Annotated in this window: 14 protein-coding genes; 8 read left to right on the top strand and 6 right to left on the bottom strand. The window is 44.3% G+C overall.

Going from position 1 to position 16,262, the window contains the following annotated elements:
* Positions 1–3: 3 nt before the first annotated feature.
* The 3 genes from gspE to gspC form a co-directional block, all read right to left on the bottom strand.
* On the bottom strand, positions 4–1,575 hold the full coding sequence (gspE, locus tag L2747_RS17500) for a type II secretion system ATPase GspE (RefSeq protein ID WP_249000291.1): 1,572 nt from the start codon (positions 1,573–1,575) through the stop codon (positions 4–6).
* Positions 1,568–3,700 (bottom strand): type II secretion system secretin GspD, encoded by a 2,133-nt coding sequence (gene gspD, locus L2747_RS17495; protein ID WP_249000290.1) that lies wholly within the window; start codon positions 3,698–3,700, stop codon positions 1,568–1,570. Before gspD ends, gspE begins: the two co-directional genes overlap by 8 nt.
* 81 nt (positions 3,701–3,781) lie before the next feature.
* On the bottom strand, positions 3,782–4,699 hold the full coding sequence (gspC, locus tag L2747_RS17490) for a type II secretion system protein GspC (protein ID WP_249000289.1): 918 nt from the start codon (positions 4,697–4,699) through the stop codon (positions 3,782–3,784).
* A 270-nt stretch (positions 4,700–4,969) separates the two neighbouring features.
* Between gspC and hslR the strand changes: the two genes are divergently transcribed.
* The 6 genes from hslR (at position 4,970) to L2747_RS17460 (ending at position 11,016) form a co-directional block, all read left to right on the top strand.
* Positions 4,970–5,368, top strand: a complete 399-nt coding sequence (hslR, locus tag L2747_RS17485; RefSeq protein WP_249000288.1) for a ribosome-associated heat shock protein Hsp15 — start codon at positions 4,970–4,972, stop codon at positions 5,366–5,368.
* 27 nt (positions 5,369–5,395) lie between these two features.
* On the top strand, positions 5,396–6,256 hold the full coding sequence (gene hslO, locus L2747_RS17480) for an Hsp33 family molecular chaperone HslO (protein WP_249000317.1): 861 nt from the start codon (positions 5,396–5,398) through the stop codon (positions 6,254–6,256).
* Between the two features lie 239 nt (positions 6,257–6,495).
* On the top strand, positions 6,496–8,037 hold the full coding sequence (locus tag L2747_RS17475) for a phosphoenolpyruvate carboxykinase (protein ID WP_249000316.1): 1,542 nt from the start codon (positions 6,496–6,498) through the stop codon (positions 8,035–8,037).
* A 288-nt stretch (positions 8,038–8,325) separates the two neighbouring features.
* A complete protein-coding gene (locus L2747_RS17470) occupies positions 8,326–8,745 on the top strand; it encodes a hypothetical protein (RefSeq protein ID WP_249000287.1) in 420 nt (139 codons plus the stop codon).
* On the top strand, positions 8,742–8,957 hold the full coding sequence (locus L2747_RS17465; protein WP_249000286.1) for a helix-turn-helix transcriptional regulator: 216 nt from the start codon (positions 8,742–8,744) through the stop codon (positions 8,955–8,957). Before L2747_RS17470 ends, L2747_RS17465 begins: the two co-directional genes overlap by 4 nt.
* A gap of 211 nt (positions 8,958–9,168) precedes the next feature.
* Positions 9,169–11,016 carry a M14 family metallopeptidase gene (locus L2747_RS17460; protein WP_249000285.1) on the top strand — a complete coding sequence of 616 codons (1,848 nt, stop codon included), beginning with the start codon at positions 9,169–9,171 and terminating at the stop codon, positions 11,014–11,016.
* A gap of 56 nt (positions 11,017–11,072) precedes the next feature.
* Here L2747_RS17460 and L2747_RS17455 read toward each other — a convergent pair whose 3' ends face one another.
* Complete coding sequence (locus L2747_RS17455; protein WP_249000284.1) at positions 11,073–11,879, bottom strand: class I SAM-dependent methyltransferase; 807 nt, start codon at positions 11,877–11,879, stop codon at positions 11,073–11,075.
* Between the two features lie 279 nt (positions 11,880–12,158).
* Between L2747_RS17455 and L2747_RS17450 the strand changes: the two genes are divergently transcribed.
* Together L2747_RS17450 and lepB are read left to right on the top strand one after the other, a co-directional pair.
* The gene (locus L2747_RS17450; RefSeq protein ID WP_249000283.1) at positions 12,159–12,914 is read left to right on the top strand and encodes a DUF4097 domain-containing protein; all 756 of its coding nucleotides are present in this window, start codon (positions 12,159–12,161) and stop codon (positions 12,912–12,914) included.
* Between the two features lie 122 nt (positions 12,915–13,036).
* Complete coding sequence (gene lepB, locus L2747_RS17445; protein ID WP_249000282.1) at positions 13,037–13,696, top strand: signal peptidase I; 660 nt, start codon at positions 13,037–13,039, stop codon at positions 13,694–13,696.
* 93 nt (positions 13,697–13,789) lie between these two features.
* Here the strand turns inward: lepB and L2747_RS17440 are convergent, their stop codons facing one another.
* Both L2747_RS17440 and L2747_RS17435 read right to left on the bottom strand, forming a co-directional pair.
* Positions 13,790–14,074, bottom strand: coding sequence for a GIY-YIG nuclease family protein (locus tag L2747_RS17440; protein ID WP_371986218.1), 285 nt, complete (start codon positions 14,072–14,074; stop codon positions 13,790–13,792).
* Between the two features lie 92 nt (positions 14,075–14,166).
* On the bottom strand, positions 14,167–16,257 hold the full coding sequence (locus L2747_RS17435) for a S9 family peptidase (protein WP_249000281.1): 2,091 nt from the start codon (positions 16,255–16,257) through the stop codon (positions 14,167–14,169).
* Positions 16,258–16,262 lie beyond the last annotated feature (5 nt).

Here is a 16,262-nt window from a genome sequence, read left to right as displayed (position 1 = left end):
GGCTTACTCCTCTCGAGTGACACGCAGCACTTCTTCAAGGGTGGTTTTACCCGCAAGCACTTTACTCATACCGTCATGACGAATACTCGGCACTGACTGGCGAATATACTTTTCAATCGCAAGCTCACCGCGACCAGTGTGGATCAGCTCGCGCACGTTATCGTCAACAACCAATAATTCATGAATACCAGTACGACCACGGTAGCCATTGTGGCCACAAGCCTGACAACCTTTTGCACGGAAAATCACCCGTGGGTCGTCAGCTGTAATGCCGAGTAACTCACGTTCACGATCATCGGGCGTGTGCTCCTCTTTACAGCTTGGACATAAGGTACGAATAAGTCGCTGCGCAAGCACACCAAGCAAACTTGAAGACACAAGGAAAGGTTCAACACCCATATCTTGCAAACGAGTAATCGCACCCGAAGCGGTATTGGTGTGCAAGGTTGAGATAACCATATGACCAGTTAACGATGCCTGTACCGCGATTTGTGCAGTTTCAAGATCTCGAATTTCACCAATCATTACCACATCTGGATCTTGACGTAAAATTGCACGTAGACCACGGGCAAACGTCATATCAACCTTAGTGTTTACTTGGGTTTGACCAATACCTTCGAGTTCATATTCTATCGGGTCTTCAACCGTTAGAATGTTAGTGTCTTTTGAATTTAGCTCTGTCAGGCCAGCATACAAGGTCGTACTCTTACCCGAACCTGTTGGGCCGGTCACCAAAATAATACCGTGCGGGCGGCGGATAAGCTCATCGAACTTATGGCGCACTGACTCGGTCATACCAAGCTGTTCTAAATCCAAGTTGCCGGCATTTTTGTCTAATAGACGCAGCACTACACGCTCGCCATGACTCGATGGCATAGTTGATACACGTACATCAACTGCACGACCCGCGATACGTAGTGAAATACGGCCATCTTGTGGCACACGCTTCTCAGCAATATCTAGGCGCGCCATCACTTTAATACGTGATACCAATAACGATGATAACTTACGATTCGGTTTCAGTACTTCTTTCAAAATACCGTCCACACGGAAACGTACGACTAATTGCTTTTCGTAAGTTTCAATATGGATATCAGAGGCTTCTTCTTTAATAGCTTCAGATAACAAGGCATTGATTAACTTAATAATCGGTGCATCATCATCACCTTCAAGCAGATCTTCTGTCTGCGGCAGCTCTTCGGCAAGCGTGAACAAGTCCATCTCGTTACCGATATCTTCCATCATCTGCTGCGCTTCTGACGAATTAGCCTGATAAGCTTGAGTTAAGCGAGACTCAAATGCCGCGTCTTCTAGCTTAATCAGTGGCAGCTCTTTGCCGCAGTAACGACGAACTTCAAGTAGCGCGCTTAGCGGCGTACTTTGCGCATGGTATAACGATAGTTCTTCATTTTCATCAGGTGCTAATGCCACCTTAAAACGATGAGCAAAAGCAAACGGCAAACGTTCTTTGCTGCTTGAATGAAAGACCTGATCGGCCTCTTCTTCAGATACTAACCCAAGTTCATTTGAAACTTTAGCTAGCTCTTCATCGGCTGGTATTTGATTTTCACTCATCGGCAGAATCTTTATCTGTCGCTGCTTCAGCATCGCTATCTTTGCTATTTGAGATGCTCTTCAACGTTGGATCTGTTTGACGCATCTTAGTATCTAAGCCTTTACCATCTTTGTAACGATTAAGTACTTCGTTAACATCATCAGGCAGATACGCTTCTTGATCCCACTCTTCTAATACTGGTACATCAGTGTTTGGCATCAAGTTAACGCCACGATCTTGCTGCTCAAGCTGCAATGCTCGGAAGTAGTTGTACTTACGACCAGCAATGCCTTCCATAGTGATACCGTCACGGATAATCGTTGGCTTAATAAATACCATCAAGTTTTTCTTCTTTTTACCACTTGAAGAAGACTTAAACAGGTGACCAATAATTGGAATATCGCCTAAGAAAGGCACTTTCTGTACTGACTCTTGTACTTCTTCATTAATCAAACCACCAAGCACAACGATTTGACCTGAATCCGCCATTACAGTGGTGGTTAAACGGCGAGTTGCAAAGGTTACGTCAACGCCTGTTTTACCGTTAATACCTGACACTTCTTGTTCAATGGTTAACTTAACCGCATTACCTTCATTCACTTGAGGGACTACTTTTAACTTAACACCCACCTCTTTACGCTCAACGGTTTGGAAAGGGTTGCTATTACCGTTACTTGAGTTTTGACTACCGGTAAGAATTGGAACTTCGTCACCAACAATAAAAGACGCTTCTTGGTTATCTAAGGTAGTGATAGATGGTGTAGCAAGTACGTTTGACTTAGTGTCGCTCGAAACAGCTTGGATCAGCGCGCCAAAGTCACCCATTGCCACGCCCCAAGCCATACCATTAACTTTACCAAGGGCCTGCGCTAGCAAGGTGATATCGCCACGAGTATCTGGGTTTTCGGTACAGGTACCGTCATTACAAACAGTAGAACCTTCTTCACCCTGTGCTTGCCAAATACCGGCACCAATTTCTCCAATGGTTGGGCCTAAGTTATTAAACTGAGTACCGGCGCCACCTTCAGTTGCCCACTGCACACCAAAACCAACGTCATCTCCTTCAGACACTTCAACGATAATCGCTTCAACAAGCACCTGTGCACGACGGATATCTAATTGATTAATGACACTTTCGATTGTGCGCATTTGATCTGGCTCAGCGCTGATCACCAAGGCATTGGTATCTGTGTGCGCCATAATATTAATTTCATTACGACGCTTGCTGCCACTACCCGCTTGTGGGGTGCCTTTATCATCAACAAGTTGCTCAGCAAAACCGGTTAATACTTCAACCAGATCTTCCGCTTTGGCGTAACGTAAATAACGAACTTTGGTGTTACCCGTATTTGCTTGCTCAGCATCAAGCTTTTTAATCAGCTTAACTACGCGCTCGCGACTTTTCTCATCACCACTAACAACAACGGCATTGGTACGCTCATCGGCAACCACTTTAGGTGCTTGACCCGGCATTTGTGCTTGATTAGCAGTAGAGCGGTAAAGAGTATCAACGATACGCACGATTTCGCCCGCAGAGGCAAACTCAAGCTTAACCACTTCAACCGCTGTATCACCTTGTTTATCAACACGACGAACAATTTCAACTAACTTGTTAACCACAGCGGCACGGCCAGAAATCATCAATACGTTAGATGGATCGTAGTTAACCACATTACCACCACCGGCATTATCATTTAACTGACGTAATAAAGGCGCAAGTTGTTTAGCTTCAGTGTTATAAAGTGCGACAATACGGGTGACCATCTCATCACCAAGCCCTGGCGCGTTATCATCCGCTACACGGATAGAAGCAGTTTTAGCATCTTTATCCTTGATAACTTTAATGATGTTGTTGTCCATTTCGACAACGGCATAACCATAAACTTGCAGTACGTTTAGGAAGAATTGGTAATATTGTTCGTCGTTAAGTAGATCGTAACTACGTACATTGATTTTACCGCGAACCGTCGGGTCGACAATAATAGTCCGATTCAGGTTTTTACCAACAATATTGATAAACTCTTGAATATCGGTGCCCTTAAAGTTAGCCGCATATTGTTCAGACCAAGCAAGTTGAGGCGCTAACAGAGAAGCCCCCATAACCATACCGGCGATTAGTCTGCGTCTAATTCGCTTATTATTCATTATTATACTTCCCCTAAACCCTTTCGTTGCTGCAAATACCAATGGGTATCACTGCAAATTTTATTGTTATTTCTGCTCAAATTACTCTGGCAGACTAAACATTATTTCTATTAGCTGGCCATCACGCTCTACCATTAAGGCAACTTCTGTCATCTCTGGTAATTGAGCCATCACTTCTAATGCTTGACCCATGTCCGTTAGGTCATAACCATTAATTGATTTAGCTAAATCGTTTGCTTTGAACCCAGCTTGCTTGAACAGTTCACGATCTTTCCCTGGATTGAGACGATAACCCGCAAGTTCACCGCCACTTTTAACTGGTGAGATCGATAAGTAATCAGTAATTTTGCTTGGATCAGCCAAGATTTGTTCCCGCGACTGACTCAGCTCAGCTGCCACCGCACGGTTTTGGCGGTTATCGATAGTTTTACCTTTCGATGCACTCTTGGCTTTTTGCAGGTGTTGATTAGCCGCGCCATTAGTGTTGTATTCAAGGCCATCAAGCATCAAGGTCTCGTAACGGCCACTATTAGTGATAATAATGCGATCGGCATAGACTTCTTTTAATGAAGCTGAAGTCCCTTTTATTTTGTCGCCCAAGCTATAGGTGTCTTGACTGCCACTTGAAGCAATGACCGCTAAACCTTTCTTTTCCGTTGTCGATGCTACGACACCAGTCAATTGAATCGACAGTGAGGTTTTAGGCGCATCAGTAATAATCTCTTCAACCGGCGCCGCTTTAGGTTTAGCACCTTCAGCATCTGGTTTACCGAATAAAGAGAGTTGCTGCAAACCAAGCACATTAACTTGACCGCTAGAATTAGTGGTGACAGGGGTAGGTGCCCAGCGCGTAGAAGCTGAGTTATCGGGCACAAGTTTCCAGGTGATCTGCGCGAGCAAATACAGAGCGATAAGCAGCCCAATACTGAACGCAGCCGTACTCACTGGCTTTTGAGGCACTCCGGCCGCTTTAGTTAAAAATTTATCTAATAAATCCATATTTATGTGGACCCTCTGTACAGGTCTCTGTTCTGATTATAGTAATTTTGCAAAACCTGGTTCATGCTAACCCACACAGCTTATTGCAACAAGCCCATAACAGCAGCAATGTTGGCGATATTTGGTCAAATATGCTAACTTTACGCGCCTAAAAAGGGTGTGAAGCTTGCCACTATTTTGCCAGCTAGAGCGTAAAGTTTTGTATATTCTTGCTGAGCTTGTGAAGTTACCCCTACTTTACTAATAGTTAATTTACCATTGGAGTCGCTCATGAACGACAACGAGCAACAAGCTATTAAAGTAAGGCTTGATAAATGGCTCTGGGCCGCACGTTTTTATAAAACCCGTGCCATCTCAAAAGAGATGATTAATGGTGGTAAAGTACACTACAACGGCCAACGAACCAAATCGAGTAAATTTGCTGAAGTCGGTGCCACTATTAAACTAAGGCAAGGACATGACGAAAAAGAGATCGTCATAAAACAATTATCAGAATATCGCCAAAAAGGGTCTATAGCACAAACCCTTTATGAAGAGACACCGCAAAGCATAGCGAAGCGAGCAACCTATGCCGAGCAACGACGTTTGAATATTCTTAATAATCCGGCTCCGGAACAGAAGCCAGATAAGAAGCAACGTCGTCAAATTATGCGCTTTAAAGCGAGCTAAAAATTGGAAAATGTAATGACCGAAACCATGAATAAAGACAACCTATACCGCTACTTATTTGAAAATGCCAGCGTTCGCGGCGAATTAGTACAACTAGAAAGTAGCTACCAAGAAGTGATTGCTGCTCACGAATACCCATTAGCTATTCAAAAAGTATTGGGCGAGCTAATGGCATCAACATCACTATTAACTGCAACGTTAAAGTTTAGCGGTGACATTAGCATCCAGCTACAAGGTGATGGTCCTGTATCGCTTGCAGTTATTAACGGTAATAACCTGCAGCAACTTCGCGGCGTATCACGCTGGGAAGGAGAAATCGCTGACGATGCAAGCCTGCAGCAAATGTTTGGTAAGGGCTACATGGTTATCACGCTAACTCCAAATGACGGTGAGCGTTACCAAGGTGTAGTCGGTTTAGAAAAAGATACCTTAGCCGAATGTTTAGAAGATTACTTCCATCAGTCAGAGCAGTTACCCACTAAGATCAAGCTATTTGCCGATACTAAACAAGCAGCAGGTATGTTCTTACAAGTATTGCCAACTGACGGTAATCACAACGAAGAGTTTGATCACTTATCAATTCTGACTGAAACCGTTAAACAAGAAGAGCTATTTACCCTTGAAGCTGAAGAAGTATTGCACCGCTTGTATCACGAAGAAGAAGTGCGTCTATACGAACCTGTTGCCGTTACTTTCAAATGTACCTGTTCGAAAGAACGCAGTGCTAAAGCTATCCGTACCGTTTCAAAAGAAGAAGTCGACGCAATTATTGCTGAACTAGGCAAAGTCGAAATGGGCTGTGAATACTGCAATAGTAAGTATATTTTTGATTCTATCGATATCGAAGCTATCTACGCGAACGCACCAAGCAACGATGTGACTCAGTAAGCTTACCGCTTAGTTAATTTAAAGGCGCCTTAGTTGGCGCTTTTTTTATAACCAAATTTCAGTTTTTCCTCTGCATCTAACAAAATATCATGTCTGCAGTTGTGGCTAAAAATCACTTTTTCGCGTTTTTTTTGATCAAGAACACATATTCGTGGCTGCATAAGTTACAATCGCTAATAAATTAAGCTGGCATTAAAGATCAGCAACTGACTATGACCTCAAAGATGGAGACCTTACCTATGGCGGATGGATCAAACCGCGAGTACCTAAACCTTTCAACTGGCCAACTTGTCGAGCTTGCATTAGCTCGTGGTGAAGGCGAGCTAACTGCAAACGGAGCTTTAGTCGCTAAAACAGGGGAACGCTCTGGTCGCTCTCCTAATGACCGCTTTATCGTCAAAGAGCCAAGCTCAGAAGCCGATATTGAATGGGGACCGGTTAACAAGCCTTTTGAAGCCGCTGCTTTTAACGCTCTTTGGGAGCGAGTTGAAGCTTACCTAGCCGACAAGGATACTTTCGTATCTGAACTCGAAGTAGGTGCAAGCCAAGAGCATTACCAACCAGTTAAAGTCACCACTCAATATGCTTGGCACCAACTGTTTGCACGTAACTTATTCATCGTGCCACAAGAGTTTAATGAAGCAGACAAGCCTGTTTGGCAGATCATGAACGCTCCAGGCTTTGAATGTGTACCTGAGCGTGATGGCACTCACTCTGACGCTACGGTTATTATCAATTTTGCTGAACGTAAGGTACTACTTGCAGGCCTTAAATACGCTGGTGAAATGAAAAAATCGATGTTCTCTGTACAGAATTTCTTACTGCCAGCTAAAGGCGTACTGCCGATGCATTGCTCGGCAAACGTCGGTGCTGATGGTGACACTACATTGTTCTTCGGTCTTTCAGGTACAGGTAAAACAACCCTTTCAGCTGACCCTAAACGTTTCCTTATCGGTGATGATGAACACGGCTGGGCACCAGGCGGCGTGTTTAATATTGAAGGCGGTTGCTACGCCAAATGTATCGACCTAAGCCAGAAGAACGAGCCTGTTATCTGGGATGCAATTCGCTTTGGTACCGTGCTTGAAAACGTAGTTACCGATGACAATCGCGTACCTGACTATACCAACTCTAGCTTGACTGAAAACACTCGTGCAGCTTATCCGCTTGAGCATATCGCCCAACGTAAACTCGATAACTGCGGTGCAGAGCCGCATGCAGTGGTGTTCTTAACCTGTGACGTGTCTGGCGTTTTACCACCAGTATCTAAGCTAACCAAAGAGCAAGCGGCTTATCATTTCTTGTCGGGATACACAGCTAAAGTGGGTTCAACTGAAATGGGCTCAACAGCAGCAATTCAGTCAACCTTCTCGACTTGCTTTGGCGCACCTTTCTTCCCTCGCCCAGCAGGTGTTTACGCTGAGCTACTGATGAAACGTATCGAGTCTTTCGGTAGCCAAGTTTACCTAGTTAATACAGGCTGGACTGGCGGCCCACACGGTATTGGTAAGCGTTTCGATATCCCAACCACTCGTGCCATTGTCGATGCTATTGTGTCGGGTGAGCTAAAAGATGTTGAAACTGAGTACCTAGAAAAACTTAACTTACACGTACCCGTTGCCGTAGCTGGCGTAGATAGCCAACTACTTAACCCTATTAACACTTGGGAAGATAAAGCTAAATATGCTGAGTTTGCACAGCACCTTGCTGAAAGCTTCCAAGCAAACTTTGAAAAGTACCAGGTACCAGATTCAATTAAAGACGCCGGCCCAAACGCATAGTCAATAATTCTCAGGCAACAGCCAACCTGTTGTATTGAACGAGACTCGTTTTGCCCATAAAAATCCCAGCTTAGGCTGGGATTTTTTGTTTAGTTCGAGGCTAGAAGTGCTCTGAGAAAATAATAAAAATTAAATATTTATCCAGCCCTACTCCTTGCCCACATCATGTAAAGTCTCATAAACTTAAAGTAAAGCAAGCTTGACTCCTCTCAAATACTAAACTAAGTTTTAAGTCAAGCTTGATTTACATTGAATGAAACACCTAATCAAAATACAAGGAACAGCAACATGAAGATACTCGATGCGATATGTGCTAAAGGATTACCCAAGCGCGATTTAAAAAATGCTAACCGCGTAAACTTACTCGCTCTGTTGTGGGCGGGCACTTTAATGCTCAGCACTTATCTAACTAAAGGTGAACAGCCTAATAGTATCTTCATTATCGGCACATTTAGCCTACATACACTAATTGGTATCGCCATGTTGGTTAGTTATCGTCACTTTTTAATCCAGCTAGATGAAATGGAGCGAAAAGTGCAGTTAGATGCTTTGGCTTTATCCGTAGGTGTAACAATTATTAGTTTTTCCAGCTATTCAATTTTAGAAAATGGCGCTATTGTGCCTCCTCTCAATGCCGCTTATCTCATTGCATTGATGGCCTTGACCTACATGGTAGGTATTATTAAAGGAAGGATTAACTACCGATGAAAAACCGTCTGAAAGTGCTTAGAGCCGAGCGCGACTGGACCCAGGCAGACTTAGCAGAAAAGCTAGAAGTATCACGCCAAACCATCAATGCCATTGAAAAAGGCAAGTACGACCCAAGCCTGCCTTTAGCTTTTAAAATCGCTCGATTATTTGCGATACCCATTGAAGCGATTTTTGAAGATGAAACAGAAGTAGAAGTGAGCCCAATCTAAGTGATAAATTGGCGTGCAGTGCGCGTCAATTCTATTTAAAACTTAAAAGCACCAACCAAGACCTGTCACTAAAACCCTCAGTGTAACCTCATCAAGTCTGATATTTTGCGCATATTTAGAAACAGTTCCTCTATTGCACTTGACCCAGCTTTAATTAAATATAACTGACTCATAATAATTCAAATCTGATCTCTAAATTGGGTACCTTACAATGCGCTTAATCCCCTTATCAGCTATTGCTTTAGTGGCTGCCAGCACAAGCAACTTCAGCCTAGCCGCAGAACCAATGCCCGCTAGCACACCTCAGCGAGCAACCACCTTTGTGAACGATGCAATTTTGCCGCTGACCAAACCTTGGCAAGGTGAAAGCGAATCGCTTGTCGTTGCAGCAGATGCACAATGGGCAACGCCTTTTGAGCAAAATGGCCTTAAAACTAGCCCTAGTTATGAGGAAACCTTTATCTGGCTAGATAAGTTGATTGCCCAGAGCGATATGCTTAAAAAAGTGAGCATAGGCAAAAGCCCGCAAGGAAGAGATATTTGGATGATTGTCGCCTCCAAAGAAGGCGCTGATGATGCAGCAAGTTTATCCCGCAATGACAAGCCTACCTTGTTAGTACAAGCCGGTATTCACTCTGGCGAAATCGACGGCAAAGATGCCGGGATGATGTTACTGCGTGACATAGTATTTAACGGCAAAGCCTCGTTACTTGATAACGCCAACCTGCTTTTTGTACCGATTTTCAGTGTTGATGGTCATGAACGCTCAACTGAATATAACCGTGTTAATCAACGTGGGCCAGTGAAAATGGGCTGGCGCACCACTGCGCAAAACCTCAATTTAAACCGTGACTACGCCAAAGCCGATGCACCTGAGATGCAGCATATGCTGCGCGCCATCAATATTTGGCAGCCAGACCTGTATATCGATGTGCATGTCACCGACGGTATCGACTATCAATATGACGTTACCTTTGGCTATAACCTTGCCGAGGGACAAAGCCCCGCTATCTACCAATGGTTAGAAAATCGCTATCGCCCAAGCATCGAGTCTGCGCTTACTGAGCAAGGCCATGTTCCGGGGCCATTAGTTTTTGCCATTGATAACACTGATATGACTAAAGGTATGTCATTGTGGAATGCCAGTCCTAGGTTCTCTAACGGTTACGGCGATGCCCGCCACCTGCCGACTATCTTAATTGAAAATCATAGCCTTAAGCCTTATAAGCAACGTGTACTTGGCACCTATGTAATGCTCGAGTCGAGTCTGAAAGCAATTGCAGATGACAGTACAAAGCTCACCTCAGCTATTCAACAAGATAAATATCGCTATTCGCCTCGAGTGACTTTGTCATGGCAACAAGAGCAGCAAGCACAAGGCTGGGACTTTAAAGGCATAGGTTATACGCTAGAACAAAGTGCCATCAGTGGGAATGAGATTGTGCGTTGGAATGGCGAGCCTAAACTCTACCCTAACCTGCCGGTTATTGGTGGCACTAAAGCGGATGTAACCATCAACCGCCCAGCGGCTTATTACATTCCACCGCAATGGCAAGAGGTGATAGAACGCTTAAGCGTACATGGAGTACGCATGACGACACTGACTAAACCGCAGCAACAAACTTTGCAGCAATATCAGTTTAGCGAGCCGAAGTTTGCCACCAAAGATTACGAAGGTCGTCAGCGCGTCAACGCAACAGTGCAAAAAGAATCGATCAATATGACTTTGCCAGCTGGCACTGTGCGCATTGATACCAAGCAGCCATTAGGCGATCTCGCCATCTTATTATTAGAGCCACAATCGCCAGACTCGCTATTTCAATGGGGCTTTTTCAATCCTATCTTTACTCGCACCGAGTACATTGAAAATTATGCGGTAGAGCCTTTGGCCCAGCAAATGTTAGCCAATGATCCAAGCTTACAGGCCGAGTTTGATAAAGCGCTGAGTGACGAAGCATTTGCTGCTGACCCTAAAGCCCGTCTGCGTTGGTTTTATGAGCGCTGCCCTTACTACGACAATCAATATTTGAAGTACCCTGTATTAAGGGGCAATCAATAACCCTCAGCTACTCATAAAAAAAACAGCGCTTTAAGCGCTGTTTTTATTTCTAAGCTTTATATAGCTTTCTTCGTCGCCGATATTGAGTAGGTTAACGGTAGTCGCTGGCCTTTATGCTCAACGAAGTAGCGCTTACATGATTGCCGTCCACCAGCTAACTCGACTGTTACCGTTTCTTCAGTTAAGTCCGCAAAACACTTGTATGGGCTAAAAGAGTATTCATCGAGACGATTGATCTCGAGCCCAGCCTTAATCAATGCATTAATCACGTCTGCTAACGAGTGCGGCCAACTTATAAAAGTATGGGTGTCGTCGTTGGCATTTTCGGTATAGGTCGCTTCATCTTCAACATCTGGCGCATCCTGATGAAAATAGTTATAGCCCTCGAATACGGCTTGAGCAGGGTGGAACTCCACCATATAAAACTGACCACCAGCCACTAACTTGCTGGCGATAACCTGTGCCCACTTATCAAGGTCCGGTAACCAAACGATGGCGCCGTATGAAGTGAAAACCACATCAAATTCGCCTTTGACCGTCTCGGGCACGCTATAAACATCACTACAGATAAAGTCAGCCGTTAGCTCCGCTTGCTCAGCCAACGACTTGGCTTGAGTGATAGCTGCGGGAGACAAATCAACACCAGTGACCTCTGCTCCCATTCTTGCCCAAGACAAGCTATCGAGACCAAAATGACACTGCAGATGCAATAAGCTTTTGCCAACGACATTAAGTTGCGCCATCTCGATCTCTTGCAGCGAGCTTTTACCTTGTAAGAAGCCTGCAACGTCATAAAACTCAGAAGTCACATGGGTTTGCACCCGCTTATCCCAGCTTTGCTGGTTAACCGATAAATAATCCATATTTGGTCGTCCCTAAGATTTCTACCTTATATGTTTACGGTTTAGCACCCACGATTAAGCCACATATAAGTCATTGAGTAATTTCACTAATAAATAAACGTTCAGCGTAAATTAATAAGCTAATTCACCACTATCGACAATCACTGCCTAACAAAAAATAAAGATAACATAGTTAAAACAATCAGATAACCTATTGGCACGCTTTCTGCTTATTCATCAATATCAAAACTAAGCAGCTTGCCATGCTGCCAACCAAAAATAATAAAAGGACGTTACCCGATGAAACTAACATCTACCTTGCTTGCCGGCGTTATCGCTATGTCACTTTCTGGCTGCATTATTAATGTTAACGGCACCAGTTCAGGCCCCCTAAATCATCAAAAAAAGCAATTACAGGTCGATGCTAACCAAATTGAAACTTTAGTCGCCGAAACTGGTGCTGGAGATCTCAATATTCAAGGTGTTGATGGCTTAACTCAAATTAAAGTAACTGCTGATATCTATACCTATGGCGATATCGACACTAATCTCAGCCTCAAGCAGAATGGTTCAACCGCAACCTTAGTGGCTGATTTTGACAGCAGTATTAACTTTAAGCGCTCCCCCTATATTGACCTTACCATTCAAGTTCCTAGCAGCATGATGTTAGACATTGATGATGGCTCAGGTGATATCGAAATCAAAGGCGTTGCCGCTAACATCAAAGTCGATGATGGCTCAGGTGATGTGTGGATTAAAGGCGGTAACAATCTCGATATCCAAGATGGTTCAGGCTCAGTTGATATTAGCAACACCACAGGCAAGCTAACCCTTGAAGATGGCTCTGGCTCAATTAGTCTGCAGGGAATTGGTGGCGACACCCATATTGACGACGGCTCTGGTGACTTAAGCGTTGCGAATGTAAATGGCACAGTTGTAATTGATGATGGTTCCGGTGATATCGACGTTGAAAACACCCTTGGCCTAAGCATTATCGAGTCTGGCTCTGGCGACCTTAGTGTTGATAACATCAACGGCTCTGTCAGCATGCATTAAACACTGACATAACAGCAAACATCTTCCCGGCGCAGGCACTACAGCAGCAAGACAGATCGAACTAACATTTTATCTATTTACCTGCTGTAGTGCCCTGCCCACCCCATTAAGTCGAGGCCTTTATGAATAAACTCAAACAGCTTTGGAAAACTAATCGTCAGCTAGTGCTATTCATTCTATTGATGTCGGTTTTCAGAAGCGCTGTTGCTGATTGGTACTCGGTACCAACAGGCTCTATGCAACCGACTATCAAAGAAGGCGACCGCATCGTCGTAAATAAAATGGCTTATGATCTTAGAGTGCCGTTTACTGATGTTTCCATCCTAGCAACTGGTCAACCTAATCACGGCGAAATAGTGGTATTTGAATCGGTTGCGGCCAACAAACGCTTAATTAAACGTGTTATCGGCCTACCTGGTGATACGGTGAGCTTACGTAATGAAATACTGTTTATTAATGATCAAGCCTTAGACTATGCCGTGATATCGAACGACACTCAGCAGTTGCTCGCCAAAGAAAACCTATTTGGCTTAATCCACGATATTCGCATTGAAAAAGCGGCTAGCGATAAACTGAGCCAGTTTAATACTGTCACTGTGCCAGATAATCACTACCTGGTGATGGGTGATAACCGCCGTAATAGCGCCGACTCTCGGGTTTATGGTTTTGTGCCTAGAGACGAACTAAAAGGCAAAGCAACCAGCATTGCATTCTCGGTAGATTATGATGACTACTATCTTCCGAGGAAAGACCGGTTTTTTACCAGTTTATACGCTGAATAGCTTCATCACAGCACTTAAACAAATGGCGTAAGCTCGCTTGGTTAAACAAACTAGTTACGCCATTCTTATTCAAGCCAATACAACAACTATCGCTCACTCGACTGCAGCAATAAGGGCTAGCTTCTGCGCCCTGGGCCATTTCTTAAGTGCGATTTCTCGTTTTAGTGCATCAGAATGGCTGCCTACGGTTTCAGAATAAACCAAGGTTAATGGCCCTTTGCCGCGTAAAAACTTGGCTGATTTAGCACTACCACTTTGATGTTCGCTAAAGCGCCGAGCCACATCCGTAGTGATCCCGGTATATAGCTGGCCTTTAGCGCAGCGCACCATATACAGGAACCACAATGCTGTATTTACTTTAGTCGTGCTTTGTTTCACTGCACTAGCTTTACCTTGTACCTTGGCAGCTGCTAACACCTCTGTACATTGCTCTGCAGCATCGATAACTTTAGCCACATTACCCCTTAGCGCTATTGTTTAATTATCTCAGCATCTAAGCCTAACAAGCCGATAAAGAAAGCGTACTCTTTGGCGGTATCATCATATTGGCGATAACGACCACTCTTACCGCCATGACCCGATTCCATATCAGTATCAAACAACAGCATGTTGCTGTCTGTCTTATATTCACGTAGCTTGGCAACCCACTTAGCTGGCTCAAAGTACTGTACTTGTGAGTCATGCAAACCTGTTGTCACCAACAAATGCGGATAAGCCTGAGTGCTGACATTGTCATAAGGTGCATAGCTAAGCATGTAGTCAAAATAAGCTTTTTCGTTAGGATTACCCCACTCGTCATACTCATTGGTGGTTAATGGGATCGACTCATCAAGCATGGTGGTGACCACATCCACAAACGGTACATGGGCAGCCACCGCAAAGTAACACTCTGGTGCCTGATTAATCACCCCACCCATTAGCAAACCACCTGCACTGCCACCAGCAGCAACGACCTTATCTCGAGCGCCATAGCCTTGCGCGACCAAGGCTTTGGTTACATCAACAAAATCGTTAAAGCTATTTTGCTTATTCAACATGCGGCCGTCGTCATACCAAGCGCGGCCAAGCATCTCTGAACCCCGAACATGAGAAATGGCATACACCACGCCGCGATCGAGTAAGCTCAATACTGATGAACTAAAGTCAGGCTCTATAGTGTAACCATAAGAGCCATAGCCGTATTGATACAAAGGATTGCTACCATCCTTATTGAATAAGGCTTTGCGGTACACCAAAGTTACTGGCACTTGTTTACCATCACGAGCCTCAATAAAAAGTCGCTCCGCTTGATAGTCATCGGCATTAAACTCACCCAGCACTTGCTCTTGCTTTAGCAATTTACGCTCATTAGGCTGCGCTAGAGCATATTCAAATACCGACTCTGGTGTGGTTGGGCTCGAATAATAAAGGCGTAATTTATCGCTACTTTGGCTTGGGTTAACATCAAAGCCAACCACATAGGCGGGATCATTAAAGGCTAACTCAAATGATGCTTGGCCATTAAACGGATAAACCCGAATGCGGCTAATACCACGCTCGCGAGTTTGCACCACCATATAGTCATTTAGCAGCAACACATCTTCAATCCGCGAATTGATATCGTGGGCAATAACGTCCTGCCAAGCATTCTTATCTGCTGCTTGAGCGATATCCACTTTCATTAGACGGAAGTTAGTCGCTTGCCAGTTAGTCAGTATGTAGTAACTGTTACCTAGCTTAGAAACTGAATACTCATGGTCTTCTTCTCTTGGCAAAATAGCCGCAAATTGACCTAAAGGTTGATTGGCATCAAGCACGCTGACTTCACTGGTCACTGTGCTTTCGGCATATAGCTCGATACTAGATTCATCTAGTGACTTACCTAAGCCAATGTAAAACGCATCGTCTTGCTCTTCATACACTAAAACATCGGCAGACTGCGGCGTACCTAACTGATGGCGGAACACCTGATAACCAAGTAAGGTTTGTGGATCTTTAGCGATATAAAAAACATGTTGGTTATCGTTAGCCCAAACCACACCACCATCAGTGCCTTCGAGCTTATCTTGTAATAGTTCGCCGCTGGTTAGATCTTTAAAATACAAGGTGTAGATACGGCGACTCAGTAGGTCTTCAGCGAAGATCAGCTTAGTTTCATCAGGGCTGGCCGACACTTGGCCTAGACCATAAAAGTCTTCTCCTTCGGCGCGTTCGTTCACATCAAGCATGATCTGTTCGTCATCACTATCAAGCTCTGCTTTACGGGCAACAATCGGATACTCAAAGCCTTGTTTGTAATAACGGTAATACCAGTGCTTATGCCAAAAATAAGGCACACTAGATTCATCTTTATCTAAACGTCCCACCAGCTCATCAAACAACTGTTGTTTAAGAGCAGCAAACGGCTGGAACTCTTGTTGGGTATAGGCATTTTCCGCATTTAAGTGGGCGATAACATTGTCAGCTTTACGCTCGTCATCCCGCATCCAGTAGTAATCGTCAACGCGCGTGATGCCATGAAGTGTCATGCTGTGAGGCACTTTAGCCGCTTGAGGTGGCATTACTGGGAGTTTCGAGGTCATATCAT

The sequence above is a fragment of the Shewanella marinintestina genome (assembly GCF_023283845.1).
GTDB lineage: Bacteria > Pseudomonadota > Gammaproteobacteria > Enterobacterales > Shewanellaceae > Shewanella > Shewanella marinintestina.
This window is presented reverse-complemented; position numbering and strand designations above follow the sequence as displayed.

What these genes read in the sequence shown, in the direction of transcription:
- gspE (WP_249000291.1), bottom strand. Translation starts at nt 1,575, where the DNA reads ATGAGTGAAAATCAAATACCAGCCGATGAAGAGCTAGCTAAAGTTTCA.
- gspD (WP_249000290.1), bottom strand. Translation starts at nt 3,700, where the DNA reads ATGAATAATAAGCGAATTAGACGCAGACTAATCGCCGGTATGGTTATG.
- gspC (WP_249000289.1), bottom strand. Translation starts at nt 4,699, where the DNA reads ATGGATTTATTAGATAAATTTTTAACTAAAGCGGCCGGAGTGCCTCAA.
- hslR (WP_249000288.1), top strand. Translation starts at nt 4,970, where the DNA reads ATGAACGACAACGAGCAACAAGCTATTAAAGTAAGGCTTGATAAATGG.
- hslO (WP_249000317.1), top strand. Translation starts at nt 5,396, where the DNA reads ATGAATAAAGACAACCTATACCGCTACTTATTTGAAAATGCCAGCGTT.
- L2747_RS17475 (WP_249000316.1), top strand. Translation starts at nt 6,496, where the DNA reads ATGGCGGATGGATCAAACCGCGAGTACCTAAACCTTTCAACTGGCCAA.
- L2747_RS17470 (WP_249000287.1), top strand. Translation starts at nt 8,326, where the DNA reads ATGAAGATACTCGATGCGATATGTGCTAAAGGATTACCCAAGCGCGAT.
- L2747_RS17465 (WP_249000286.1), top strand. Translation starts at nt 8,742, where the DNA reads ATGAAAAACCGTCTGAAAGTGCTTAGAGCCGAGCGCGACTGGACCCAG.
- L2747_RS17460 (WP_249000285.1), top strand. Translation starts at nt 9,169, where the DNA reads ATGCGCTTAATCCCCTTATCAGCTATTGCTTTAGTGGCTGCCAGCACA.
- L2747_RS17455 (WP_249000284.1), bottom strand. Translation starts at nt 11,879, where the DNA reads ATGGATTATTTATCGGTTAACCAGCAAAGCTGGGATAAGCGGGTGCAA.
- L2747_RS17450 (WP_249000283.1), top strand. Translation starts at nt 12,159, where the DNA reads ATGAAACTAACATCTACCTTGCTTGCCGGCGTTATCGCTATGTCACTT.
- lepB (WP_249000282.1), top strand. Translation starts at nt 13,037, where the DNA reads ATGAATAAACTCAAACAGCTTTGGAAAACTAATCGTCAGCTAGTGCTA.
- L2747_RS17435 (WP_249000281.1), bottom strand. Translation starts at nt 16,257, where the DNA reads ATGACCTCGAAACTCCCAGTAATGCCACCTCAAGCGGCTAAAGTGCCT.